The organism is Arthrobacter sp. CC3 (assembly GCF_039907775.1).
GTDB lineage: Bacteria > Actinomycetota > Actinomycetes > Actinomycetales > Micrococcaceae > Arthrobacter.
Window position 1 is genome coordinate 1 of record NZ_JARCCY010000032.1, and the last position, 23704, is coordinate 23704.

A 23704-nucleotide genomic window follows, 5' to 3' on the forward strand; every position below is an offset into this window, starting at 1 on the left:
AGACTCAATCCTCAAAAAAGTCGCCCGCGGCCGCGTCGCTCTCGAAGCCATCAAACAAAACTGAGACACACCACTAGTTGGGTAAGGGCTACTTGGCCGGGCGGCCGTGGATGCGGACGGAAAGTTCGTCCGCCACTTTCCGGACGCGGGCAGCGAGCGCCGGCCATTGGTCCGCGGGCAGTTTGTCCTCGAGGAACGTGACGGCGACGGCCGCCGTCGGCCATCCCACATGGTCCGTGACCGCGGCGGCAATCGAGCCGAACCCGGGTGTCACCTCGCCGTGTTCGGTGGCATAGCCGCGTTGCCGGACCTGGTCGAGATGCGAGGACAGCGCCGAATACTTCATGATGGCCCCCTCCACGTCGTGCCGGGCCGTGAAGGCGGCCGCATTCGGGTACAGCGCACGGACCTGCGACTTGGGCAGGGCCGCGAGGATGGCCCGCCCGCTAGCCGTGAGGTGGCTGGGCAGCCGGACGCCGACGTCGGTCACCAGGGACGGCCTGTTCTTGGCGCGTTCCTCGACGATGTACAGCACATCGCGGCCGTGCAGCACTGCTAGGTGAGCGCTTTCGCCCACGACGTCCACCAGCGAGGCGAGCATCGGCCGGCCGATCCGGGACAGCGGCTCCTGCCGCGAATACGCGGAGCTGAGTTCGAAGGCGCTGATGCCCAGTCCGTACCGCTGCTCCTCATGCAGGTGCATCACGAAGCCGTTGGCCTCCATGACGCCGAGCAGGTGGTAGACGCTTGAGCGCGGCAACCCCAGGGCCGTGGCAATGTTCGACGCCGCCATCGGCCCGCGCTTGGAGGCCAGGAGTTTGAGGATACGCAAGGTATTTTCCGCCGCCGGGACTTTCGACGCCACCTTCGCAGGCGCCTTTGCCGCCGTCCGTGCGGGCGATTCGCCGTCCGCCATGTTTCCTCCATCGTTCGCGCCGGATCAAGGGGTGTCCGGTATCCCGTACTTAAGCGTGTTCCCTGCGCGGCACCGAATACGGCCATCGAACCACTTTGCCGTCCGGGATACCAGACATACATGAGGACGGGGACCGGCCGGGGACTTCCGCCCCTATGCCGCTTCTCCCGTCCGGTGCTTCGATGGAGGTCACAGACTGTTGCGAGGAGGCCACCATGGTCTGGATTGCCGGGCTCTTCCTGGTTGCCCACGGCTTGATCCACCTCGCCATCTGGCTGCCGAAGGCCGATCCGAAGGCACCCTTCGACGCCGGCCACTCCCCTTTCGCCGGCAATGTCAGGCGCGCCGCGGCCGCCCTGGCCGTTGCGGCCGCAGTGGTGTTGGCAGCCGGCGGCCTGGGACTCATTGGAGGGGCATCCTGGTGGCAGCCGGCAACCATCACCGGGGCAGCCCTCTCAACCGCGCTGCTCCTGCTGACCTTCAACAAGTGGTGGCTCATTGCCCTCGGCATCAACGCTGCGATCATCGTGCTGAGCGTGCAGCAGGATGCCTAGGAACGCAGCCATGACCAAACCGCTGGCAGGAAAAGTCGCGCTGGTGGCCGGGGCACCGCCGTCGCCCTTGGCGAAGCAGGCGCCACCGTGTACTGCACCGGCCGCAGCGCCGGAGGCCGCAGGTCCGACTACAACCGGCCGGAGACCCTCGAGGAAACGGCCGTGCAGGTCAATGCCGCCGGTGGAGTCGGCATTCCCGTAGCGGTGGATCACCTGGACCCGGAGGCCGTACAGTCGCTGGTGCAGCGGATCGACGACGAACACGGGCGCCTGGAAATTCTGGTCAACGACATCTGGGGCGGTGAAAACCTCATCGAATGGGACGCTCCGGTGTGGTCCCACCATTTGGAGTCCGGCCTGCGGATGCTGCACACCGCCGTCGATACGCACCTGATCACCAGCCATTTCGCGCTACCGCTGCTCATCCGGAACCCCGGCGGCCTGGTGGTGGAAATGACCGACGGCACCCGCGAGTACAACGCCGGGCACTACCGGGTGTCGGCGTTCTACGACCTCGCCAAGAATGCGGTGCTGCGGCTCGCTTTCAGCCAGGCGGACGAACTGAAGCGGTTCGGCTGTACCGCCGTGGCGCTCACGCCGGGCTGGATGCGCTCCGAAATGATGCTGGAGCACTTCGGCGTCACCGAGGAGAACTGGCGGGACGCTGCGGACACCCAGCCCCATTTCGCCGCTATCTCCGAAAGCCCGCGCTTTGTGGGACGCGCCGTTGCCTCTTTGGCCGCGGACCCTGACGTGCAGGGTCGCACCGGTGGGTCGTTCTCTTCCGGAGGCCTGGCGCTGGAGTATGGCTTCACCGATATCGACGGCTCACGGCCCGACTGCTGGCGCTATCTGGTTGAGGTCCAGGAAGCGGGGCGCCCGGCGAGCGGGCTCCGTTCCGCTGCCGCGACACCCTATCGAGCGTCTCCCGATGTTGTCTGAGGGAAGTTTACCTGAGGTCTTTCCGCCGAGAATCCAGGGCCGCAAGGGTGTGAATCCATCACCCAATTCAGGGCAAGACAAAGGAGGCCAACTGCGCTTCCCCATGCAGAACTTCCAGTGCGACACTTGCCTATCTATGCAGCCGCGTAGGAGTCGTAGGCCAGGAAGAGCTCCCAGTCCTTGAAAGGGTCCTCGGCTAGCGGATGGTCCGTCAGATCGAATTCGGGTGGGGGTTCGTCCAAATAGTCGGGCATGCCTGAACCAAGCAGGCCCGGCTCCAATGTACCCGGGTCGGGTTCGCCTGGATCACGACTAGTAGTCATAGCCAGGATCTCTACTGGCAAGACGGGTGGTTCCCAGTCGGGTTGTTCGCTGGCGTAATGGCGGCCTGCGGGTGAAGTCCAGCCGGGCGGTTCAGTGGGGCTGGCGCCGGCGGGTTTCCACCCGGAGGTGTGTTTGAGGCGGTGGTGTTTGCGGCACGGTTGGCCGAGGTTGCTGATCCCCGTGCTCCCGCCGTCAGCCCAGGCGAGGAGGTGGTCGGCGTCATTGTCCAGCGACTGGTTGTTACAGCCAGGGAACGGACACTTCCCGTCCCTCAGCCGGAGCCACTGCCGCAGCGCTGTGGAAATGCGGTAGCTGGTCCGTCCTACCTCCAACGGCGCACCGTCGCGGGGGTCCGTCAACACCCTCAGGAATGAAGATGCGCCGTCAGCGACAAGGGCGCGCCCCATGGACGGCGGGATCGGGCCGTACCCGTCCAACATGGCCGGCTCCTCGGATAAGCCGAGCAACGAGAGCGCCGGAACGGTGATGAGCACCTGCGCCGCAGGGGAAGGCACGTCTCCAGCCGTTGCGTTGCCTGCCGTTTCGCGCCCCGAAGTGAGGAGCCAGGTCGCGGCGACGTCGGCGCGGAGCTGGGTAAGGGTCCTGGCCTCGTCAGCTCCTTGGAGGGATCTTGCAGCTGTGGTGATGCGGTCCCAGACCCCTGCTGCCTGACTGGCGGGCAGGTACGCGGAGAGCCAGGCCATGCCGTCGCGGTCCGGTGTGTATTCCACCCGCCGCTCGGCGGCGCTTCGATTATGGCGCTTTTCGATGCTGACCGGATGGTGCCGTTCCCGCCAGGTACGTGCCTTAGCCCGGAACCGGGCCGGGACGAGGTCGCCGGCAGGGCAGCCGCGCGCAGCGGATGGCGCATCCGGGTCAAGGAAGTGAGCCTCTAATCCGGCAGCCCCCGCTTTGTCGAGGTTGTCGGTTTCGTCCACCATGATCCGGGCATGCTGCCACGAAATGTTCCCCGCCTGCAGCGCGGACAACGTCAGCGGCAGGGTAGTGCTCAGTGCCTGGGCTTCGGCCAGGAGGGCACCGGCGGTGCGTTCGCTGACCGTCAGGACACACGCCACCTCAGCGGTCAGGGCCATGTCCTGTGCGGTGTGTTCTTGCGGGGACCGAGCCGGTGCCGCCGAGGCCATGGCGGCGCGCGCGTAGCCGGCGGCGAAGTGCACTTTCAGGGCAGCCATTCGGGCTTCCGTCCGCGCCAGCTCTGCCAGTCCGTCCAGGCACGCATCCGCCTGGTCACGAAGCGGGTCGGTACTGGCCGTGCCCATGCTTCCCACCGCGTGGCGAACCAGACCAGACAACGCAGAGACGGAGGCCTCGACGGCCTCCATCGTCTCCACAACGGCTCTGCTTTCCATACCCAAAGTATCTCCGGAGGCCCTGACATTATTGGCGGCGTCACTGCTGGCGCCTCCGAGGGGCCGCAAGTGTCCGTTCGCGCCGGGTGCGCAGCGGGGTCACAGCGGCGGCGGGGCCGCAAGTGTCCGTTCGCGCCGAGTGCCTGGAAGCCAGGTGACTGGAAGCCGCCCGGACAGTCTGAAATGAAAGACACCAAACCTCCGTGAGGCTCATCACGTAGGGCGCGAAAATGGTCTGCTGGATAGCGATCCCCCTCCCAATGACGAGAAGGTATTCGCATGCAACAAGCCCCAACAGCAAGCAAAACTGCAGGACAAACCGCGCCCGAAGACACCGCAGCGTCCTCCGGCGCCGCCGGAAGCACTGCCCGCGCCGCCGCCGGCACCGCCGTCGACACCGCCGTCGGCACCGTCCTGAACCGCGGACTGAACATCCGCCACATCCGCTTCATGGCTTTGGGGTCGGCCATCGGCACAGGGCTGTTCTACGGCTCTGCCTCCGCGATCCAGAAGGCCGGGCCGGCGGTCCTCCTGGCGTACATGATCGGCGGAGCGGCCGTGTTCATGGTGATGCGGGCCCTGGGCGAGATGGCCGTGCGGCACCCCGTGTCCGGCTCGTTCGGCCAGTACGCCAGCCGCTACCTCGGCCCGCTGGCCGGATTCGTGACCGGCTGGACGTATGTGTTCGAGATGGCCATCGTGGCCATCGCGGACGTCACCGCCTTCAGTATCTACATGGGGTTCTGGTTCCCCGACGTCGAGCGCTGGATCTGGGTCCTGGCCATCATCTTCTTCCTGGCAGCCCTGAACCTGCTCAGCGTCAAGGTGTTCGGCGAGCTGGAGTTCTGGTTCTCGCTGATCAAAGTCGTGGCCATCATCGCCATGATCGCTGGCGGCGCAGCCATCATCCTCTTCGGTTTCCAGGCCGGCGGGGCCACGGTCGCTCCGGGAATCGGCAACCTCGTGGAGCACGGGGGCCTGTTCCCCAACGGCTTCGAAGGGCTCCTGGCCTCGTTCGCCGTCGTGATGTTCGCCTTTGGCGGGATCGAAACCATCGGCGTCACGGCCGGTGAAGCGGCCGACCCCAAGAAGGTCATTCCCAAGGCCGTCAACACCGTACCCGTGCGGGTTCTGCTGTTCTACGTGCTGACCCTCGCCGTGCTGATGAGCCTGTTTCCGTGGAACGAGGTAGGCGCCAACGGCAGTCCGTTCGTCCAGATCTTCAGCGGCCTGGGTATTCCCGCCGCACCGCACATCCTCAACGCCGTGGTGATTACAGCTGCCCTCTCCGCCATCAACAGCGACATTTTCGGAGCCGGCCGCATCCTCTTCGGACTGGCCCGGCAAGGCCATGCGCCGGCAAGCTTCGGCAAGGTATCCCGCCACGGGGTGCCGTGGATGACCGTTGTGATGATGGCCGGCGTCCTGCTGGTGGGCGTGATCCTGAACGCCGTCATGCCCGAGGACGTGTTCCTGCTGATCGCTTCGATCGCCACCTTTGCCACCGTCTGGGTCTGGGTCATGATCCTGGCGTCCCATGTGGCCATGAAACGGGAGATCGCCCGCAAGGGGCTCCCGGCGTCGGAATTCCCTTCTCCGTGGTGGCCGGCGGCCTCCATCCTGACCATCGCGTTCATGGCCCTGGTGATCGCGATCCTGGGTGCGTTCGAGGATTCCCGGGTTGCCCTCTACGTGGGTGCAGTGTGGCTGGGGCTGCTGATGGTGGCCTACCGCCTGTGGGTCCGCGGCCATGGGCGCGCCCGCGCCGAACTTGTCGACGAGACGGCTCAGGGCGCTTGAACACCGGGCAAGTAGTGCCCAATAAATTTCGAGTGTTGGACGGTACAGAAGGGGTAAGAGTTACGCAAGCGACGGGTGGGATTTGGCCTTAGGTTGGACCCCAGGCGCAGACCGGACGTGGACCACTTGCCGCAGCATCCGGACCGCCTGCGAGTCCTGCTGGTTCAGGCACTGCAAAGGAGTGGTTTTGATGAAGGATCATCCAGCCTCCCGGCCTCCCTTCCCCCGCGCCCGGCGCCGCTTGATCTCATGGCTGAAGGCCGCAGCGCAGAAAATCCGCACGGCCGCCGTACCGTTCAAGATCGGGGACGTAGTCCTTGCCGACGACCCCTTCAACGGCCGCCGGCTTGGCGTGGTGACGGTCATCCACGGCTCGTCGCTGGGCCTGCGGACGGCGGCTGACGCCCACCCCGACCTGGTACCCGAAGTGATCTACTACGACTATCGGCAGGTTCGAACGCCGGAGTAACCGTACTGGCCGGGCCACCCAGGGCTTCCCAGGGCTTCCCCGGCGCTAAAATCAGTCATGGTTCCACTGAGCAATCTGCTGACTTTTGCCCTAGCCGCCGCCGTCCTGATTGCCGTCCCCGGGCCCAGCGTGCTGTTCGTGATCGGACGCAGCCTGGCCCTGGGCCGCAAGGGCGGGCTGCTCAGTGTCCTGGGAAACGCGCTGGGAATGGTCCCGCAGATCGTTGCGGTGGCGCTCGGTGTGGGTGTTGCCCTGGCGCAGTCGGTCCTGCTCTTCACGATCGTGAAGTTCGCCGGCGCAGCCTACCTAGTGTTCCTCGGCATCCAGGCGATCCGGCACCGTGGAACAAGTACGACGGCGGCCGATCCTTCGCGTTCCGGCTCCACTTTCCGGGTCCTCCGGCAAGGATTCGTTGTGGGCGCCACCAACCCGAAGTCGCTGGTGTTCTTCGTGGCGGTGCTGCCCCAGTTCGTGGAGTACTCCGCCGGCGGAATCCCGCTGCAGCTTGCCAGTCTGGGGGCGGTGTTCCTGCTGATCGCCCTCGTCTCGGACAGCATCTGGGCGCTGGCAGCAGGAACCGCCCGCCAGTGGTTCGCCCGCTCCCCGCGGCGCATCTCCACGCTGAGCACCACAGGAGGAGCAATGATGATCGCCCTCGGAGGCACCCTCGCCTTAACAGGTGCAAAGCCATAGTTTGGGCCGCGCAGTTGGAGGCGGGCGGCGTCGGGCATGTGGAAGCGTGCGTCTAAGCGAGGAACGAGCGAGCACGCGGAACATGTCCGTGCCGCCCGCATCTGCGGGCGGACCGGAACTAACGAGCCGACCAGCCGCCGTCCATGGTGTAGCTGGCGCCGGTGACCATGCCGGCGTCGTTCGAGGCGAGCCAGGCAACCAGCGACGCGACTTCTTCCGGCTCCACGAGCCGCTTGATGGCGGACTCGGTCAGCATGATTTTCGCCAGCACCTCGGATTCGGGGATGCCGTGGACCTTGGCCTGGTCGGCGATCTGCGACTCCACCAGGGGCGTGCGCACGTAGCCGGGATTGATGCAGTTGGAGGTGACACCGTGGTCCCCGCCTTCCAGCGCCGTCACCTTGCTGAGCCCTTCCAGTCCGTGTTTGGCCGAAACGTACGCGCTCTTGAACGGGGAGGCACGGATTCCGTGTACCGACGAGAGGTTGATGATCCGGCCGAAGTTGTTCGCGTACATGTGGGGCAGCGCCGCCCGGATCAGCAGGAACGGCGCCTCGAGCATGAGGGTGATGAGCCGGCGGAAGTCGGCCGGATCGTATTCCTCAATGGGGCTGATGCGCTGGATCCCGGCGTTGTTGACCAGGATGTCGCAGTCCAGGCTGAGGGTTGCCAAGGCATCCACATCCAGCAGGTCCACTGCCCAGGCGGTGCCGCCCACTTCATCGGCAAGTGCTGCCGCGGCGGCCTCGTCGACGTCGGCGATCACCACTTTGGCGCCCCGTGCGGCGAGGGCCCGCACACTGGCAGCGCCGATGCCGCCGGCGCCTCCGGTGACCAGGGCCTTGCGGCCGTTCAGCGTGTTTTCCATAACCCAGCCTTCCAGTTCAAAGATTTTTTCAGCGAGCCGGCCGGCTCCAGCGGGGCTGGAGCCGGCCAAAACTCAGGCAGCTCAGCGTGTGGCTGCTACAGGCAGGCCTTCGCGTTCGGCGTCGGCCCGGTCCACATCCTCCAGGGCAATGCCCTTGGTTTCCTTGAGGCTCAACACTGCCACCGTGGTGATGGCGCACGCCACCACCAGGTAAATGGCGGTGGGCACCCATGATCCGGTGTCCTTGAGCCACTGGGTGGCCAGGAGCGGCGCCAGCGAACCGGCGAAGATCGAGGTGACCTGCGAGCCCAGGGATACCCCGGCGTAGCGCATCCGGGTGGGGAAGAGCTCAGCCATGATGGCGGGCTGGCCGGCGTACATAAAGGCGTGAAGGCACAGGCCGATGGTGACGGCGAGGACGATCACCACTGCATTCCTGGTGTCGAACATGGGGAAGGCGAAGAACGGCCAGGTGGCTCCGGTAATGGCGCCGACCAGGTACACGGGCTTCCTGCCCCAGCTGTCCACGAGGCGTCCCACCTGCGGGATGACCAGGAAGTGGATGACGTGGGCGATCAGCAGCGCCAGCAGAAGCGAGGACGTGTCGTACTTGTGGACGCTCTTGAGGTACACGATGGCGAAGCTGACCACGAGGTAGTACATGATGTTTTCCGCGAAGCGGAGGCCCATGGCCTGCAGGATGCCCTTGGGGTACTTGCGGATGACCTCGCCGACGCCGTAGCTGACAGCCTGCTCCTGCTCCAGCTGTGCCTTCGCTTCCAGGAAGATCGGCGACTCGGAGACGTTGGTGCGGATGTAGTAGCCGACGAACACGATCACGGCGGAGAGCCAGAACGCCACGCGCCAGCCCCAGCTGAGGAAGTCCGCGCTGCTCAGGACGTTGGACATGATGAACAGGACCAGCGTGGCCAGCAGGTTGCCCACCGGAACGGCGGACTGGGGCCAGCTGGACCAGAATCCGCGTGACTTGTTGGGGCTGTGCTCTGCGACGAGGAGCACCGCGCCGCCCCATTCGCCGCCCAGCGCAAAGCCCTGGATGAAGCGCAGGAACACCAGGAGTGCCGGTGCGAGGTAGCCGATCTCGGCAAAGCCGGGGAGGCAGCCCATCAGGAAGGTGGACACACCGATGATCACGATGGTGAGCTGCAGGGTGGGCTTGCGGCCCAGCTTGTCGCCGATCTGGCCGAAGACGATGCCGCCGAGCGGGCGGGCCACGAAGCCAACGGCGTACGTGATGAAGGCCTGGATGATGCCGTCCAGCTCGTTACCGGTGGCCGGGAAGAAGTACTTCCCGAACACCAGGGTCGCTGCTGTGGCGTAGAGGAAGAATTCGTACCATTCCACCACGGTGCCGACCATGGATGCTGCGACGATCTTTTTCAGGCCCGCGCCCTTTGGGGCGGAATCGGCCGGTGTTGCCGAGCGTTGTTCTACGCTCATGTTTGTTCTCCTTAGTGTCCACGATGACACGCACTGTGATCCACAGCACTGAATGGGCTCAGATGAGTATTGCCGCAGAAACTCTGCACTTCAATGGCCAAACCAGCACCCCTTGTGTGCAGAATTGCAGATATGGACACTAATCCCGATGACCTTCTGGTCCTGCTGGCCGTCTCGCGCTCAGCTAAATTCACGACGGCGGCGCAGGCCCTGGGACTGAACCACACCACCGTTTCGCGCCGGATAGCGGCCTTGGAGAAGACGCTGGGCGGGCGGGTCCTCTCCCGGGCGGCCGGCGCCTGGGAGCTCACCGAACTCGGCGCGGAGGCCGTGCTGGTGGCCGAGCAGGTTGAACAGGCCGTGCGCAGCCTGGGCCAGCCAGGCAAAGCACCTGACCCCATCACGGGGGTTGTCCGAATGACTGCCACTGACGGCTTCAGCGCCTACATCGCCGCCCCGGCGGTGGCACGGCTGCGCCGCCAGCACCCCGGGCTCAGCGTGGAGATCGTGACCGTCACCCGGCGGGCCCTGCAGCAGCGCTCCGGACTGGACATCGAGGTGGTGGTGGGTGAGCCCCAGGTGCACCGTGCCGAGGCCTTCAAGCTGGGCGAATACGTGTTGGGAATGTACGCCTCCCGGGCCTACCTGGCCGAAAACGGAACGCCGGCAACGGTGGAGGAACTGACGGAACATCCACTGGTCTACTTCGTGGACTCGATGCTCCAGGTGGACGATCTCGACGCCCCGCGCCGGCTCGTCCCCGCCATGAAGGACGGCCTGAGCTCCACCAACGTTTTTGTCCACGTGGAGGCGACCCGCGCCGGCGCAGGCATCGGCTTCCTGCCATGCTTCATGGGAGACCTGCACCAGGACCTGGTCAGGCTGCTTCCGGATGCCTTCTCCGAGCGGCTTCCCTACTGGATGGTGCTGCGGCCGGACTCCATGCGGCGGCCGGCGGTGGCCGCCGTGGTGCAGGCGCTACGGGACCAGACCGTCGAGCACGGGGAGGCCCTCCTGGGCAGGCGCTGAGCCCTATGTTCGGGCCTCTACACAGCGTAGTGTCAGAGGTAGGAGATGTCGGAGAGCCTTCGCTGGTGACAGTGCGTCGAATCTGTCCATATCCACCACCGTGGTTGCGGGCGATCAAGAGTCCGCGGCCTCCGACCGGCCCCAAGTGGCCCGGCTTTCAAGGATCGAGGCCGCCATGGCTCCCGAGACACACGACGCACCCACGGCCGAGCAACTCCAGGACCTGCTGCTCGACAGCCCGGGATTCACCGAGTTCCTTCTGGGCCTGACCACCATCTCCGCTTCCCGCCTGGGCGGGCGCGATCCGATGCTGTGCGCCATCACAGTTGAGCGGAACGGCAGCCCGGCAACCGTGGCCAGCAGCGACGACGAGGCCCTGCGGATGGACGAGAAGCAATACGACTACGACGACGGTCCTTGCCTGACGGCCCTCCGGCAACAGCACACGGTGCTGGTCCCGGATCTGCTCAATGACAGCCGGTGGGAGCACTATGCGGAGGCCGTCTCGGGAGAGGGCATCCGGTCAGTCCTCGCCGTTCCGATCCGCACCGACCAAGGCGCCGCTGCTGCGCTCAACTGTTATGCCCGCAGCACCGACGCGTTCGACGCCGCCACGATCGCTTCGGTCGAGGAGCACACCGACTCGATCTCCCGGATCCTCCGGCTCGCGCTGCGTGTCCATCCGGCGGAGATCTATCCCGAGCACCTCCGCTCAGCCCTCAAATCGCGGGCTGTCATTGACGCCGCCGTGTCCCTGGTGATGCTGCAGAACCGCTGCAGCCGGGACCAGGCCATGGACCTCCTGCACCTGGCGGCACGGGCCAACGACAGCAAGCTTCACGCCATCGCCGCGGATATCCTGTCCGGCGCCGAACTTCCCGGTACCGAGCTTCCGGGCACCGAACTTCCGGGTACCGAACTTCCGGGTACCGGGGGCCGGTCGCACTAAAGGTAGAAATGAAGGAAGCCCCTGCGCGAGTCAGTGGACTCAAGCGCGGGGGCTTCCTGCCCTCCGGTCTTGGGGGAAAGCGGAGAGCTTCCACAAACTTACAGCGCGCACAGCGCCCGGATGGCGAAAAACGGCACAAAAGCCGATTCTTGAGCCAACTTTGCGGCTGCCGGGGCTTTTGTTGCACCGGTCTTGCGCCTACGTTGTGCGGCCGCTATAGAGGTGGCGGCTACGCAGCCGATGAGCCGCGCGACGGCGGTTCAGGGTCATGGCGGACGGCTGCGCCGGCTGCAAAGGCCCGAACTTTGGCGTCATTCCAGATGTGGGCGGGGACGCCGCCGCCCAGGAGCCTGCGGGCCAGTTGGGGGTCGTCGTCGAACGGCTGGTCGCTGCCGGCCATCACCATGTTGCCGTAGCGCCTGCCTTTGAGCATGGCGGGATCGGCAATGATCAGGGTGTGCTCGAAGACGGCCGCGATGGTGGCGGCATCCTCACGGGCATTCTTCAGGTCCGGAGCGTCGCCGGAATTCACCACATAGATCCCGCCGGGAGCCAGCACCCGCTTGGCGTGCCCGTTGAACTCGGCAGTGGTCAGCGGCCGGGGCGTCAGGGCACCGGCAAACACATCGCGGATGATCACGTCACGGGTCTGGGGCGTCAGCGACTCCGTCACCTCACGCGCTTCGCCCACGCGCAGCCGCAGCAACGGGGCCTTGGGCAGATCGAACCAGCCGCGGACGTACTCGGCGAGCTTGCCGTCCAACTCCACCACCACCTGGCGGGCTTCCGGGTACGCGGCGTGGAAGTAGCGCGCCAGCGAGCACGCACCGCCGCCCAGGTGCAGGGCGCGCAGCTTGGGCCTGGCCTCCCGGGGCCACCGTGATTCCACCAGCGCGGACATCCAGCGCATGTACTCGAAATCAAGGAAGAGGGGGTCCGCAAGGTCGATGTGCGAGCTCATGACGCCGTTGATCCGCAGGAGCCAGCCGTTTGAGTTGTCCTGGTCCGCGATCAGCTCGCAGTCCCCGGTATCGATGTAATACACGCCCTCAACCGGCCCGTCAGGGCGGGTTCCCTTCGGCACTTCCACAACTCCCGGCGTCGAACGTTCAGGGTTCCTGCCGGCAGCCCGGCCCTTACGTGCCATTTAGCCGGCCACCGTGTTGCTCATGCATCAACCCTAGTTGACCCGCCCCCCGACGGCGGCAGCGTCACGGTTGCTCATTAAGCGGTGGCCGGTAGCGTTAATTCCGAACCAAACACGCTGGCCGGCCCGACCGGTACGTCGGTCGGTGCTTTCCAGCCATTCGGAAGGGCGGACGGGCATGCGGATCGTCATCACTGGCGCCAGCGGAAATGTGGGCACGGCCCTGTTGCGGCGCCTCCAGCAGGAGCGGTCGGCGCGGCACGGTACCGAACGGCCAAACACAGACGGGCCGGGCGAGCTGGAACTTGCGGGAATCGGCCGCCGCACGCCGGACCTCACGGTGGCGCCCTACTCGGGCGTGGAATGGCACGCCCTGGACATAGCGGACGACGACGGCGGGCAGCTGCGCGCGGCGCTCGCCGGGGCGGATGCGGTGGTGCACCTGGCGTGGATCCTCCAGCCGAACCGCGACGAGGCGGTCCTGCATCGGACGAACGTGACGGGGACTGCGAACGTCCTCCGCGCAGCCAGGGAAGCCGGTGTGCGGCACGTGGTGTGCGCGTCCTCCATGGGGGCTTACAGCCGCTCCGGCAAGGAAACGCGGCGGCACGAGGACTGGCCGGTCACCGGCATCCAGGAATCACACTACAGCCGGCATAAGGCCGAACAGGAAGCCCTGCTGGACAGGTTTGCAGCAGAAAATCCTGGCATCACCGTTTCAAGGCTGCGTCCGGCGCTCTCCTTCCAGGCTGAGGCAGGCAGCGAGATCGGCCGGTACTTCCTCGGCCGCCTGATTCCCCGGCTGCTGCCGCGGAATCCCAGCCTGCCGATCATTCCGTTGCCCCGCGGCCTGGCCTTCCAGGCGGTCCATGCCGACGACCTCGCTGACGCGTACTGGCGCGTTCTCGACCGCCGTGCGGCCGGCGCGTTCAACATTGCCGCCGAGCCCGTGATCGGGCCGGTGGAACTCGCACGGATTTTCCATGCCAAGAGGTGGCTGCCTGTTCCGTTCCCGCTGGTCCGAGCGGCCGTGGACCTAAGCTGGCGGCTTCACCTGCAGCCAACGGACGCAGGCTGGATTGCGATGGCCGAAGGCGCCCCGGTAATGGACACCAGCCGCGCGCGCGAGGTGCTCGGGTGGGAGCCCCACACGTCCTCGGTGGATGCGATCCGTGAGGTGATCGACGGGCTGACAGGCGGGCGCGGGACGGCGGGCTCTCCCCTGCTGCAGCCGCGCCTCTAGCCTGCGGAGCCGCCGGGACAGTCTGCCTGGACTAGCCTGCGGAGCCGCCGGGCGGCTGGGCACCGGAAGATTCGTGCTGCGAAAACTAATACACCAAGGGCACTTACTATCTGATAGTAATCATGCTTACTATTTAACGGCCAGTTCTTACTGGTTCTTGATCAGTAGCCGACCTTCTTGGAAAGAGAGTGCGAAGATGACAGAGAACCGATGGCCACAGGACGGTAGCTACGGCACCCCTGGGGTTGCAGAGCAAACCGCATACCCGGCGACTCCGGAAAATGACGCTGCCTACCCGGCAACTCAGGTAACCAACGACGCTTACGCGGCGGCTCCGGCAACCCAAGCCATGCCGTCGAAGACGGAGACGGCAAAGCACGAGGCCGGGGACCTCGCCCACCAGGCCACCGATTCCGCCCAGCACGTAGCGGAAACCGCCAAGGCCGAGGCAGCCAATGTCGCCGGAGAGGTCAAGGCAAACGCCAAGGATCTGCTTTATCAGGCCAAGACGGACCTCACGGACCAGGCAGGCCTCCAGCAGCAAAAGGTAGCGCAGGGTCTCCACTCCATTTCCGGGGAACTCCGCACCATGGCTGACGCGTCCGAGCAGCCCGGCGTAGCCACGGACCTGATCCGGCAGGCCGCTGACCGGTCTGCCTCGGTGGCATCATGGCTGGAAGGCCGCGACCCCGGCTCACTGCTGAACGAGGTGAAGACGTTCGCCCGGCAGCGCCCGGGAACGTTCCTCGTGCTGGCGGCGGGAGCGGGCATCCTTGCTGGCCGGCTGACACGCAGCTTGGCCGCGGGGGCACCGGATTCATCGGGCGCCGTTCAAAGCGGGCGCACCACCACGGCTCCTATTTCAAGTGTGCCGGGCTATGTTCCCGATACCGGAACCGCAGTTCCGCCGCCGCCGGTGCAGATGCCGGCCCCGAACGCGACCACTGCCGGTATGGCCGGCACCGGAGCGGGCACGGGCGCCTACGCCGACAGCGATTATGGCGACAGCGCCTACGCTGACAGCCCCCAAGCCGGTACCGGAGACTATCCGGCGGACACCTACCCGCCCAATCCACTGGACGGTGAGGGAACGCGCCGTGACGAGACGGACCAGTGGGCAGCAGATCCGCTGGCCAAGGATCCCTTGGCCACGGACCCCCTGGCCGACGATCCGTACCGTGAGGATCCGTATCGTGAGGATCCCCCGCGCGGAGGGCAGCGATGAGCAGCCAGTATCCTGAAACGCCCCCTTCGGCGGCCCACGCAAAAGCTGACAACACCTCCCTCGGTGACCTGCTGGGCGACGTGACGCGGGACCTCTCCACGCTGATGCGCCAGGAGGTGGATCTCGCCAAGGCCGAACTGAAGCAGTCAGCCTCCCGTGCCGGGAAGGGCGGCGGAATGCTCGCCGGGGCCGGCGTGGCCGGCCACTTCGTCCTCCTGTTCCTGTCCCTGGCCCTCTGGTGGGCGCTGGGAACGGTCATGGGCCTCGGCTGGTCCGCCGTCGTCCTCGCCGTTCTCTGGGGCATCATCGCCGCCGTCCTGGCGTCCGTTGGCCGCAAGGCGCTCAACGCGATCAAGGGCATGCCGCAGACGGCGGAGACGCTCCAGGAAATCCCCCCCACCCTCAAACCCAGTCATTAGACCCAGGTACACAGAGAGCTCGAGGTACACACGATGAGTGAAAACCCGGACGCCATCCGCGCCGACATCGAAGCAACCCGCGCGCGGCTCGGCACCAATGTCGACGCCGTGGCGGACAAAGTTACCCCGTCCAACATCGTCCACCGGCAGACGGACAAAGTTAAGGACGCCGTGTTCGGAGTGAAGGAGAAAGTCATGGGAGCAGCGGATCACACCACTGACCGGATGCATTCGGGCACCAGCGGTGGCGGGGCCCACCTGTCGGACGCCGGCACGGCCATCGGGGACGCTCCCCGCCAGGTCCGCACCAAGACGCAAGGCAATCCACTCGCGGCAGGGCTCATCGCCTTCGGTGCCGGGATGCTGTTCTCGTCGCTGATCCCGGCGAGCGAGAAGGAGCGCGAGGCTGCCGAGGCGCTCAAGGTCAAGGCAGAGCCTCTGACGACGGAGCTGACCGAGGCCGCGAAGGACGTCGCCGAAGGGCTGAAGGCCCCCGCGCAGGAAGCCATGGAAAACGTCAAGGCTACTGCCGCCGACGCCACTGACCACGTCAAGGCCGAAGGCCAGGGCGCAGTGGACGACGTGAAATACCGCGCCGCGGACGCCAAGGACAACGTCCAGCAGGTGTAACGACACCGGATCCTGGCCGGGCTGCTCCACCCTTGCGGCGGGGCGGCCCGGCCCCGGCAGATTTGAGGATATTTCCATGGCAATGAACCCCGCCACCCGGAACGGCACCGCAGCCCGTCCCGACGCCGAGACGCAGGAGAGCAGCACCGCCAAGGCCCGCACGGCGCCCGCACCGGATGATTCGCGCAAACCCGACAGCCCGCGTGATGTCACCAAACCTTCCTGGCAGTACATCGCAAAGACGACCTTCCGGGAATTCACCAAGGACCAGTGCCCGGACCTCGCCGCCGCCCTCACCTACTACGGCGTCCTTTCCATGTTCCCGGCCCTGCTGGCCCTCGTGTCGCTTCTCGGGATCTTCGGACAGGCGGAGAAGACCACAGCGGCGATGCTGGAGATCGCCCAGGGCATAGCCCCGGGCTCCACACTGGACATCATCCGGCAACCCGTCGAAGAGCTCACCAGTTCCTCCACCGCCGGCTTCGCCCTGATCGTCGGCATCCTGACGGCCCTGTGGTCCGCGTCCGGGTACGTGGGCGCCTTCGGACGGGCCATGAACCGGATCTACGAAGTGGACGAAGGCCGCCCCTTCATCAAGCTCCGCGGAACCATGCTGGCCGTCACTTTGTGCACCGTGATCATCGTGGCGCTGACGGCAGCCATGCTGGTGCTCAGCGGCCCCGTGGCCGAAGCCGTCGGTAATGCCATCGGCCTGGGCGGCGCGTTCCTCACCGCCTGGAATATCGCCAAGTGGCCCGTGATCGTGGTGCTGGTGGTGGTGGTCATCGCCATCCTCTACTACGCCACCCCGAACGTGAAGCAGCCCAAATTCCGCTGGATGAGCATGGGCTCCTTGATCGCACTGACGATCTTCGTCCTGGCTTCGCTGGGCTTCGGCTTCTACGTCGCCAACTTCAGCAACTACAACAAGACCTACGGCGCAATCGGCGGCGTCGTTGTGATGCTGCTGTGGCTGTGGATCCTGAACATGTCCCTGCTGTTCGGCGCCGAGTTCGACGCCGAGATGGAACGCGGCCGCCAACTCCAGGCCGGCATTGAAGCCGAGGAAACAATCCAGCTGCCGCCCCGGGACACCAAGCAAAGCGACAAGCTGCAGGTCAAGGAAGAAGAGGACATCCGGCGCGGACGCGACCTCCGCGAACGCCATGAGCGTGAACGCCGGAACGACGAACGGGACCAAAGCCCCTAGCGCGGAGGGGTACTCCGGACTCTACTGGGTGGACGTTGCGCCGCTGCCTATGGAGGGGAGGTCCCATGCCGACGGCTTCACCGAGGAATGCGCCGAACCCGGACGGACCGGTCGCTGTGGGCTACGACGGGTCCGAACCGGCACAGCTTGCCGTCCGCTGGGCCGCCGGGTATGCCGCCGCCACGAACCGACGGCTGAAGGTGATCCATGCCTGGGTCTGGCCCGTCTTCACCAAGAACCTTGGTCCCGTAAAAGGCGTTGAGGGCAGCGGGCTCAGGCACGCCGCCGAAGCTACCCTCCAGGAAGGCCTGGACCTCGCCCGCTCAGTTGCGGCCGAGGTTGAAACCGCAGCGGCCGCCCGGCGCGAGGGCGTCGAACCCGAGGCCGCCGAACCTGAGGCAGCCGAAGGCAGGGCGCACCCCTTGGAAATCGACGGTGTCATCGAGCCGGGGCTGCCCGGGCAGGTTCTCCGCGCCGCGGCGGAGGGCGCCAGTGTCCTGGCAGTGGGCCACCGCGGCATGGGCCGCTTCCTGGGACAGCTGGTGGGTTCCGCCTGCCTCGACCTTGCCGTCCACGCGCCGTGCCCCCTGATGGTGGTCCGCTACCCGAACCGTCCCGGCCAGCCCGTCGCGGCCGGAATAGATGACAAACCCCGGCGTGACCAGGTGGTGGCGGAAGCGGCCGGCCTGGCGTCCGCCCTGAACGTGCCGCTGCAATTGATCCATGTGGCCGGCGACCAGCACCACGCAACACACGGGCGCCATGCACCGCTGCACGGTAAGGAGCTCCTGGACCAGGCCGTGGAACTCGCCAGGAGCCTCGCCCCCGACGTTCCCGTGGAAGGCATCCTGCTGGAGAGCCATCCCCTGCAAAAGGAGCTCTTGACCGCTGCGGCGCAGGCCGACGTCCTGGTTCTGGGCGCCCATCACCGGGAAGGCCATCCGGGGAGCACCGTGTCCTCGGCCCTGGAGCGGGCGCTGTGCAACCTGCTGATCACGCGGTGAGCCCCGCGCCCCCAACGAGAGCCGTGCCGGAATAGCAGGACAGGAAGTGTGCCGTGCGTGCTTGGTGGGTTGGCAAACCGGGCCCCGTGGCGGGGCATCCGCTGGTGTTCGGCGAACGCCCCGATCCGAGCCCCGGACCGGGAGAAGTCCTGCTTGACGTGCGTGTGTGCGGCGTGTGCCGCACCGACCTCCACCTGGCCGAAGGCGACCTGCCGCCCCGCCAGCCCGGCATCATTCCGGGCCATGAGGTGGTGGGGGAAGTGGTGGAGCTCGGTGAAGGCGCCGCCAGGTTCCGGATCGGGGAGCGCGTGGGCGTCGCCTGGCTGGGGGGCACCTGCGGACGCTGCCGCTTCTGCCTCCGTTCGCAGGAAAACCTGTGCCTTTCCCCCACCTTTACGGGCTGGGACCGGGATGGCGGTTACGCGGACCGGGTGACGGTCAACGAGGACTACGCCTATCGGATCCCGGAGGTTTTTTCGGACGAGCAGGCCGCTCCCCTGCTGTGCGCGGGGATCATCGGCTACCGCGCCCTGAGCCGGGCCCAGGTGCCGGACGGCGGCCGCCTCGGCATCTACGGTTTCGGCGGTTCCGCCCACCTGGCCGCCCAGGTGGCCATGCACCGCGGAGCCAGCGTGTACGTCATGACCCGCTCCGAGGAGGCCCGGCGCCTCGCCCTGGAGCTCGGGGCGGCTTTCGCCGGGGACGCCGACGACGAACCTCCCGTGCCGCTCGACTCGGCCATTCTTTTTGCCCCGGTGGGCTGGTTGGTGCCGCAGGCGCTGCGTGCCCTGGACCGAGGGGGCACTCTTGCCGTGGCCGGCATCCACCTGAGCGACATCCCGCCGATCCATTACGGATCCGAGCTCTTCCAGGAACGGCAGCTGCGCAGCGTCACCGCAAATACCAGGGCAGACGGCGAGGAGTTCCTCCGCGTCGCGGCGGACATTCCGCTCCGGCCCACCACGGTGCCCTACCGGATGGAGGCGGCAGGCCAGGCCCTGCAGGACCTCGCCGCAGACCGCATTACCGGGGCCGCCGTCCTGCATATGGACTAGCCACAAACCCGCCTTAGGTTCCGGCGCCCAGCCGGAATTCGTGGTCCTGCCCGGCGTGCAGCAGGACCTGCTGGGTGCCCAGCCTGACCTGCACCGGAGAGGCGTCTCCAGGGGCCGCGCTAACCTTCAGCCGGTCCTTCTCCAGGTGCACTGCCAGGAGCTGGTCCCGGTACCGGACGTTGAACGTCACCCTGCGGAGTTCCTTCGGAAGGCTGGGCGCGAAATTCAGGGCGTCCCTCGTGATGCGCAGCCCGGCGAAGCTCCGTTGCACCACGTCGATGGATCCGGCCATGGCGCCCAGGTGGATTCCCGCGCTGGTGGTGCCGCCCTGGGTATCGTCCAGGTCCGCATCGAGCGCCTCGCGGAACGTGTCCCACGCCTGCTCCGGATCCAGCTGCGCCAGCACCGAGGCGTGCGCCACCCGGCTCAGGGTGGATCCGTGTGCGGTCCGGGCCAGGTAGAAGTCAACAGTCCGTGCGATCTGCTCGGGCGTCACGGCATACCCGAGGCGGTCCAGGAAGGTGATGAGCTGGTCTTGGCCGAGGACGTAGAGCAGCATGAGGACGTCCGCCTGCTTGGCCAGCTGGTAGTGGTTGGTGCTGGTGCCCTCGGCTTCGAGGATGAGGTCCAGGCGCTGGACGTTCCGGTAGGTGCGGCGGTAGTGCTCCCAGTCCAGCTCCTTGAGATTCTCATATCCGGCGAACTGGCTCACGATGCCGTCGGCGTGAAATGGCACGAATACCCTTCGGCCAAGCTGTGCCCAAGCCCCGATTTCGCCTTCGGTGACGCGTAGTCGATCGCGGAAATCGTCCACGTCGAAACCGTGCAGGGAAGTCATGATCCACACCGCCAGATCGCACACCCAGGCCGCCATGACATTGGTATAGGCGTTGTCGTCCAGGCCTCCCCCGGGGTTGTCGGGGTAGCCGGTGTGGTATTCGTCCGGGCCCACCACGGCCCGGATGTGGAATCTGTCGTCCGCGGGGTCGTGGTCGGCCATCGAGGTGAACAGCCGGGCCACTTCCACAATGATTTCCGCGCCATGGTGCATCAGCCAGGCCCGGTCCTGGGTGGCTTCAAAATACTGCCAGGCGTTGTACGCCACCGTGAGGCCAGAGTGGCGCTGCAGGTGGGAGTAGTCCGGGACCCAGTGGGCGGAACGGGCGTTGAACAGCAGCTTTGGTGTTTCCTCCCGCCCATCGCTTCCGCTCTGCCACGGAATCAGGGCCCCCTTGAGCCCTGCCGCCCTGGCGGCGTCCCGGGCGGTCCCCAGCCGGCGCCACCGGTAATCGAGGAGCGCCCGCGTCACGGCGGGAAGCCTGGATGTCAGGAGGGGCAGGACAAAGAGTTCATCCCAAAAAATGTGCCCCCGGTAGCCTTCGCCATGCAGGCCGCGGGCGGGAACGCCGGCGTCCAGCTCCGCGGTATGCGCGGAGATGGTCTGGAGCAGGTGGAAGACATGCAGGTTCAGGATCAGCTGTGCCTCGTTGGATGCGTCGAACTCAATCATGAAGGGCGTGAGCAGTCCCCGCCATGCCGCCTCGTGACGGGCCAGCAGCTGCTCGAAGCCGCCCCTGGCGCGGTTCAGGACGTCCAAGGCGGCGGTCCGGGGCGAAGAAATGGCGTGGTCGCGGGACGTCACCACTGCCACGGTTTTGGTGACGGTTACGGGCTCGCCGTCGCGGAGGTCCGCGTCAAAGCGATGCGCGAAGAGTCCGCCGAGCTGTTCAGGCGTGGCGGGATGCAGGCTGGCGGGCACTTCGGTCCGGCTGGCCAGTGCAATTCCGATCCTGCTCTGGCTTGTCCGCGCCAGAACCACCTGGGTGGCAGAGCCTGGCCCGTCGTCGGCACCGGAGACCGTGATGCCCGCCAGGTGGCGGTTGGACAGGAGGGCTTCCACCGGCACGTTCGAGTTGGTGATGTCCGTGTCGCAGCCGCTGCGGATGGCCACCCGGCCGTCCCATCCCAGGGCGGTCACCGTCATCTCGAGCGCGGCAAGGTGCGGTTCCGCCATGGACACCAGCCGGCGCTGAACAACGTGAAGCTGCCGGCCGGCGTTGTCCTCCAACACGGCCTCCCGCCTCAGCAGGGCACGCTTCAAGTCAAGGGTGCGCCGCTCGCTGCGGAGCTGCAGGCCGCCGTCGGACCACCACCGGCCGTCCTCCACGGAAAGGTCCAGCGGCAGCCAGTCCGGCATGTTGACCATGTGTTCGTCTTCGGTTTCCTGCCCCTGGATCACGCTGGTGAGCCGGTTGTAGACACCGGCGAGGTAGGTTCCCGGGTAGTGCACGCCGTCCCGGCGGTGTTCCGGGGCCGCGCCCCGCGTGGCCATGTATCCGTTGCCGAGCGTGGTCAGGGCTTCCCGGTGGCCTTCGTGCGCGGGATCGAATCCCTCGTAGACCAGTTGCCAGGGGTCCGCGATGACCAGGCCGAGGTCCAGTTCGCTGACGTCTTCAAGCACGACGTCGGCGCCCGCGGCTTCCAGCTCCGCCCGGTGCCCGGCACGGTCAATCCCCACCACCAGACCGAACCCGCCGCGGCGTCCCGCTGCCACGCCGGCCACGGCGTCCTCGATGACCACCGCACGTCCTGGCTCCACCCCCAACTCCCTGACGGCATGGAGGAACAGGGCGGGGTCGGGTTTGCCGGCCAGCCCCAGCCGGGCTGCCGTGTTTCCGTCCACCACGAGGTCGAAGGCATCCTGGAGTCCGGCGGCTGCCAGCACGGCGCGGGCGTTCCGGCTGGCGGTCGCGAGCGCCACCGGGACCTTTCCTGCCCTGAGCCGTTCCAGCAGGGCCACCGTTCCAGGGAAAACGGGCACGGGCCGGCGGCCCAGCAGTTCTCCGAAGATGCCGTTCTTACGGGCGCCCAGCCCCACCGCGGTCCACTCTTCCGGGCCGTCGGCGTGCCCGCCGGCCGGCAGTGGGACCCCCCGCGACTGCAGGAACGCCGTTACGCCGTCCTCCCGGGTGCGGCCGTCCACAAAGCGCAGGTAGTCAGTGTCCGTGAACGGATCGCGCCGGGCGTCCGCCGGAATCCGGGCGTCCTGGAGGACGGCGTCGAACATTTCCTTCCAGGCCGCGGCGTGGACTGCGGCGGTATCCGTGACCACTCCGTCAAGGTCGAAAACCACGGCGTCAACCGGCGCCAGCGCGGCAGCTACGGTTGGCGACTCAGTCATGGCTCAGTCCTACCAGCGATGGACGGCCCTGCACAGTGACATTGGACCCGTCTTCCGGTTGACTGGCCCGGCAGGCTCCCCGGCCGGCAACCCGGGCTGGTTATCCGGCTGGTTATCCGGCGACCAAGGTGTCCAGCGTGACGAAGCCGTAGCCGGCCTGGCGCATCCTCTCGATCATTCGCGGCAGGGCGTCAGCGTCCAGGACTGAGCCATCGTTCGGGTTGGACCCGATGTGCATCAGGACGATTTCGCCGGGCTGCAGGGCGGACAACGCACGGTCCGCCACCTGCTGCGCTGTGACGCCACCGCTGGTTCCCTTCCAGCCAAGCGTGTCCACGGACCAGCGCACCGGCAAATACCCCAGGTTGTTTACGGCGGCGATGGTGCGCGCATCACGGGCACCGAACGGGAACCGGAACAGCGGCCGGGGGTCGGCTCCCGCGGCCGTTATCGCCCGCTCCGCCGCACGGATCTGGTCCTCGATTGCGGCGTCCGGCAGGCCGGTGAAGTCCGGGTGGGTCTGGGAGTGGTTGCCCACGCGGTGGCCGCCCGCCACGATGGCGGCCACCCCGGCGGGGTTGGCCGCAGCCCAGGATCCCGTCAGGAAGAACGTCCCGCGGACCCCTGCGCCCGCCAGGGTCTGCAGGATCGAGGGGAGGCCGGCCGAGTTGGCGCCGGCGTCGAACGTCAACGCCACCGACGCACCGGCACCGGGAACCACCTCCACGTCCTGGCCGGCCAGGGCAGGGGGAAACGGGGCCACCGGCGGAGGCGGCTGCGGAACAGGCAGCGTTTCGGGCGGCGGCGTGGGGCCGGACGCCACAGGGGCCGGCGCGGGAGTTTCGCCCTGAGTCTCGGACGGCGCGGACGGGGAGTCGGACGGCTGTGGTCCCGAGGACTGGCTTCCCGACGGCGAGGCGGCCGGGCTTGAGGGGGCGGGCGTCGACGGCGAAGACGCCGAGGTCTGGCTTGCCGTCGGCTGGCCCGCCGACGGGCCCGATTCCCGCGGAGCACCGGCCAGGATCACGGCCACCACCACCGCCGTGATCGCAACCACCGCCACGACGGCAGCAGCCGCCAGCCTGCGGCGTCTGCGCGGATCGGCGGGCGGTTCGGTGGGCGGTTCCCCGACCATGTTCGACACCCTTCAACCATGGCAGGGGCAGCCCGGCCGCTGACAGGGCTGAAAGGCCTGCAGGCTCCAACCTGCCGGCT

The 23704-nt window shown here is 66.9% G+C and carries 21 protein-coding genes; 14 read left to right on the plus strand and 7 right to left on the minus strand.

Annotated features, from left to right (window positions below; genetic code table 11):
• Window positions 1–88: 88 nt before the first annotated feature.
• Window positions 89–916 carry an IclR family transcriptional regulator gene (locus PV761_RS17310; RefSeq protein ID WP_347898604.1) on the minus strand — a complete coding sequence of 276 codons (828 nt, stop codon included), beginning with the start codon at window positions 914–916 and terminating at the stop codon, window positions 89–91.
• A 215-nt stretch (window positions 917–1131) separates the two neighbouring features.
• On the opposite strand from PV761_RS17310, the gene PV761_RS17315 reads away from it, so the two are divergent.
• Window positions 1132–1470 (plus strand): hypothetical protein, encoded by a 339-nt coding sequence (locus tag PV761_RS17315; protein WP_347898606.1) that lies wholly within the window; start codon window positions 1132–1134, stop codon window positions 1468–1470.
• 87 nt (window positions 1471–1557) lie between these two features.
• Entirely contained in the window at window positions 1558–2412 is an 855-nt protein-coding gene (locus PV761_RS17320; RefSeq protein WP_347898608.1) for an SDR family oxidoreductase, read from the plus strand.
• Between the two features lie 134 nt (window positions 2413–2546).
• Here PV761_RS17320 and PV761_RS17325 read toward each other — a convergent pair whose 3' ends face one another.
• On the minus strand, window positions 2547–4106 hold the full coding sequence (locus PV761_RS17325) for a DUF222 domain-containing protein (RefSeq protein ID WP_347898610.1): 1560 nt from the start codon (window positions 4104–4106) through the stop codon (window positions 2547–2549).
• Window positions 4107–4385: 279 nt separating this feature from the next.
• Between PV761_RS17325 and PV761_RS17330 the strand changes: the two genes are divergently transcribed.
• The 3 genes from PV761_RS17330 (at window position 4386) to PV761_RS17340 (ending at window position 7068) form a co-directional block, all read left to right on the plus strand.
• Entirely contained in the window at window positions 4386–5906 is a 1521-nt protein-coding gene (locus tag PV761_RS17330) for an amino acid permease (RefSeq protein ID WP_347898612.1), read from the plus strand.
• A gap of 190 nt (window positions 5907–6096) precedes the next feature.
• Entirely contained in the window at window positions 6097–6375 is a 279-nt protein-coding gene (locus PV761_RS17335) for a hypothetical protein (RefSeq protein ID WP_347898614.1), read from the plus strand.
• 57 nt (window positions 6376–6432) lie between these two features.
• Entirely contained in the window at window positions 6433–7068 is a 636-nt protein-coding gene (locus PV761_RS17340) for a LysE family translocator (protein WP_347898616.1), read from the plus strand.
• A 118-nt stretch (window positions 7069–7186) separates the two neighbouring features.
• Here PV761_RS17340 and PV761_RS17345 read toward each other — a convergent pair whose 3' ends face one another.
• The gene (locus PV761_RS17345; protein ID WP_028270676.1) at window positions 7187–7936 is read right to left on the minus strand and encodes a 3-hydroxybutyrate dehydrogenase; all 750 of its coding nucleotides are present in this window, start codon (window positions 7934–7936) and stop codon (window positions 7187–7189) included.
• Between the two features lie 81 nt (window positions 7937–8017).
• Window positions 8018–9397, minus strand: coding sequence for an MFS transporter (locus PV761_RS17350; protein WP_028270675.1), 1380 nt, complete (start codon window positions 9395–9397; stop codon window positions 8018–8020).
• A gap of 132 nt (window positions 9398–9529) precedes the next feature.
• On the opposite strand from PV761_RS17350, the gene PV761_RS17355 reads away from it, so the two are divergent.
• Both PV761_RS17355 and PV761_RS17360 read left to right on the plus strand, forming a co-directional pair.
• Window positions 9530–10426: a LysR family transcriptional regulator gene (locus PV761_RS17355; protein WP_028270674.1), complete on the plus strand. Its 897-nt coding sequence runs from the start codon at window positions 9530–9532 to the stop codon at window positions 10424–10426.
• A 175-nt stretch (window positions 10427–10601) separates the two neighbouring features.
• Window positions 10602–11375, plus strand: coding sequence for a GAF and ANTAR domain-containing protein (locus PV761_RS17360; protein WP_347898619.1), 774 nt, complete (start codon window positions 10602–10604; stop codon window positions 11373–11375).
• A gap of 229 nt (window positions 11376–11604) precedes the next feature.
• Here PV761_RS17360 and PV761_RS17365 read toward each other — a convergent pair whose 3' ends face one another.
• Entirely contained in the window at window positions 11605–12522 is a 918-nt protein-coding gene (locus tag PV761_RS17365) for a fused MFS/spermidine synthase (RefSeq protein WP_347898621.1), read from the minus strand.
• A gap of 178 nt (window positions 12523–12700) precedes the next feature.
• On the opposite strand from PV761_RS17365, the gene PV761_RS17370 reads away from it, so the two are divergent.
• The 7 genes from PV761_RS17370 to PV761_RS17400 all read left to right on the plus strand — a co-directional run bounded on the left by PV761_RS17370 (window position 12701) and on the right by PV761_RS17400 (window position 19308).
• The gene (locus PV761_RS17370; protein WP_347898623.1) at window positions 12701–13765 is read left to right on the plus strand and encodes an NAD-dependent epimerase/dehydratase family protein; all 1065 of its coding nucleotides are present in this window, start codon (window positions 12701–12703) and stop codon (window positions 13763–13765) included.
• 196 nt (window positions 13766–13961) lie between these two features.
• Window positions 13962–14990: a hypothetical protein gene (locus PV761_RS17375; RefSeq protein ID WP_347898625.1), complete on the plus strand. Its 1029-nt coding sequence runs from the start codon at window positions 13962–13964 to the stop codon at window positions 14988–14990.
• Window positions 14987–15409, plus strand: coding sequence for a phage holin family protein (locus PV761_RS17380; protein ID WP_347898627.1), 423 nt, complete (start codon window positions 14987–14989; stop codon window positions 15407–15409). The genes PV761_RS17375 and PV761_RS17380 overlap by 4 nt, the downstream gene beginning before the upstream one ends.
• 33 nt (window positions 15410–15442) lie before the next feature.
• Window positions 15443–16039: a DUF3618 domain-containing protein gene (locus PV761_RS17385; RefSeq protein WP_347898629.1), complete on the plus strand. Its 597-nt coding sequence runs from the start codon at window positions 15443–15445 to the stop codon at window positions 16037–16039.
• A 76-nt stretch (window positions 16040–16115) separates the two neighbouring features.
• Window positions 16116–17249, plus strand: a complete 1134-nt coding sequence (locus tag PV761_RS17390; protein ID WP_347898631.1) for a YihY/virulence factor BrkB family protein — start codon at window positions 16116–16118, stop codon at window positions 17247–17249.
• Window positions 17250–17314: 65 nt separating this feature from the next.
• Window positions 17315–18253, plus strand: a complete 939-nt coding sequence (locus PV761_RS17395) for a universal stress protein (protein WP_347898633.1) — start codon at window positions 17315–17317, stop codon at window positions 18251–18253.
• A gap of 53 nt (window positions 18254–18306) precedes the next feature.
• A complete protein-coding gene (locus PV761_RS17400; protein ID WP_347898635.1) occupies window positions 18307–19308 on the plus strand; it encodes a zinc-dependent alcohol dehydrogenase family protein in 1002 nt (333 codons plus the stop codon).
• 13 nt (window positions 19309–19321) lie between these two features.
• On the opposite strand, the gene PV761_RS17405 is transcribed toward PV761_RS17400, so the two are convergent.
• A complete protein-coding gene (locus tag PV761_RS17405; RefSeq protein ID WP_347898637.1) occupies window positions 19322–22489 on the minus strand; it encodes a beta-phosphoglucomutase family hydrolase in 3168 nt (1055 codons plus the stop codon).
• A gap of 112 nt (window positions 22490–22601) precedes the next feature.
• On the minus strand, window positions 22602–23624 hold the full coding sequence (locus PV761_RS17410; protein ID WP_347898639.1) for a polysaccharide deacetylase family protein: 1023 nt from the start codon (window positions 23622–23624) through the stop codon (window positions 22602–22604).
• Window positions 23625–23704: the final 80 nt, after the last annotated feature.

What these genes read in the sequence shown, in the direction of transcription:
- PV761_RS17310 (WP_347898604.1), bottom strand. Translation starts at nt 916, where the DNA reads ATGGCGGACGGCGAATCGCCCGCACGGACGGCGGCAAAGGCGCCTGCG.
- PV761_RS17315 (WP_347898606.1), top strand. Translation starts at nt 1,132, where the DNA reads ATGGTCTGGATTGCCGGGCTCTTCCTGGTTGCCCACGGCTTGATCCAC.
- PV761_RS17325 (WP_347898610.1), bottom strand. Translation starts at nt 4,106, where the DNA reads ATGGAAAGCAGAGCCGTTGTGGAGACGATGGAGGCCGTCGAGGCCTCC.
- PV761_RS17330 (WP_347898612.1), top strand. Translation starts at nt 4,386, where the DNA reads ATGCAACAAGCCCCAACAGCAAGCAAAACTGCAGGACAAACCGCGCCC.
- PV761_RS17335 (WP_347898614.1), top strand. Translation starts at nt 6,097, where the DNA reads ATGAAGGATCATCCAGCCTCCCGGCCTCCCTTCCCCCGCGCCCGGCGC.
- PV761_RS17340 (WP_347898616.1), top strand. Translation starts at nt 6,433, where the DNA reads ATGGTTCCACTGAGCAATCTGCTGACTTTTGCCCTAGCCGCCGCCGTC.
- PV761_RS17345 (WP_028270676.1), bottom strand. Translation starts at nt 7,936, where the DNA reads ATGGAAAACACGCTGAACGGCCGCAAGGCCCTGGTCACCGGAGGCGCC.
- PV761_RS17350 (WP_028270675.1), bottom strand. Translation starts at nt 9,397, where the DNA reads ATGAGCGTAGAACAACGCTCGGCAACACCGGCCGATTCCGCCCCAAAG.
- PV761_RS17355 (WP_028270674.1), top strand. Translation starts at nt 9,530, where the DNA reads ATGGACACTAATCCCGATGACCTTCTGGTCCTGCTGGCCGTCTCGCGC.
- PV761_RS17360 (WP_347898619.1), top strand. Translation starts at nt 10,602, where the DNA reads ATGGCTCCCGAGACACACGACGCACCCACGGCCGAGCAACTCCAGGAC.
- PV761_RS17365 (WP_347898621.1), bottom strand. Translation starts at nt 12,522, where the DNA reads ATGGCACGTAAGGGCCGGGCTGCCGGCAGGAACCCTGAACGTTCGACG.
- PV761_RS17370 (WP_347898623.1), top strand. Translation starts at nt 12,701, where the DNA reads ATGCGGATCGTCATCACTGGCGCCAGCGGAAATGTGGGCACGGCCCTG.
- PV761_RS17375 (WP_347898625.1), top strand. Translation starts at nt 13,962, where the DNA reads ATGACAGAGAACCGATGGCCACAGGACGGTAGCTACGGCACCCCTGGG.
- PV761_RS17380 (WP_347898627.1), top strand. Translation starts at nt 14,987, where the DNA reads ATGAGCAGCCAGTATCCTGAAACGCCCCCTTCGGCGGCCCACGCAAAA.
- PV761_RS17385 (WP_347898629.1), top strand. Translation starts at nt 15,443, where the DNA reads ATGAGTGAAAACCCGGACGCCATCCGCGCCGACATCGAAGCAACCCGC.
- PV761_RS17390 (WP_347898631.1), top strand. Translation starts at nt 16,116, where the DNA reads ATGGCAATGAACCCCGCCACCCGGAACGGCACCGCAGCCCGTCCCGAC.
- PV761_RS17395 (WP_347898633.1), top strand. Translation starts at nt 17,315, where the DNA reads ATGCCGACGGCTTCACCGAGGAATGCGCCGAACCCGGACGGACCGGTC.
- PV761_RS17405 (WP_347898637.1), bottom strand. Translation starts at nt 22,489, where the DNA reads ATGACTGAGTCGCCAACCGTAGCTGCCGCGCTGGCGCCGGTTGACGCC.
- PV761_RS17410 (WP_347898639.1), bottom strand. Translation starts at nt 23,624, where the DNA reads ATGGTCGGGGAACCGCCCACCGAACCGCCCGCCGATCCGCGCAGACGC.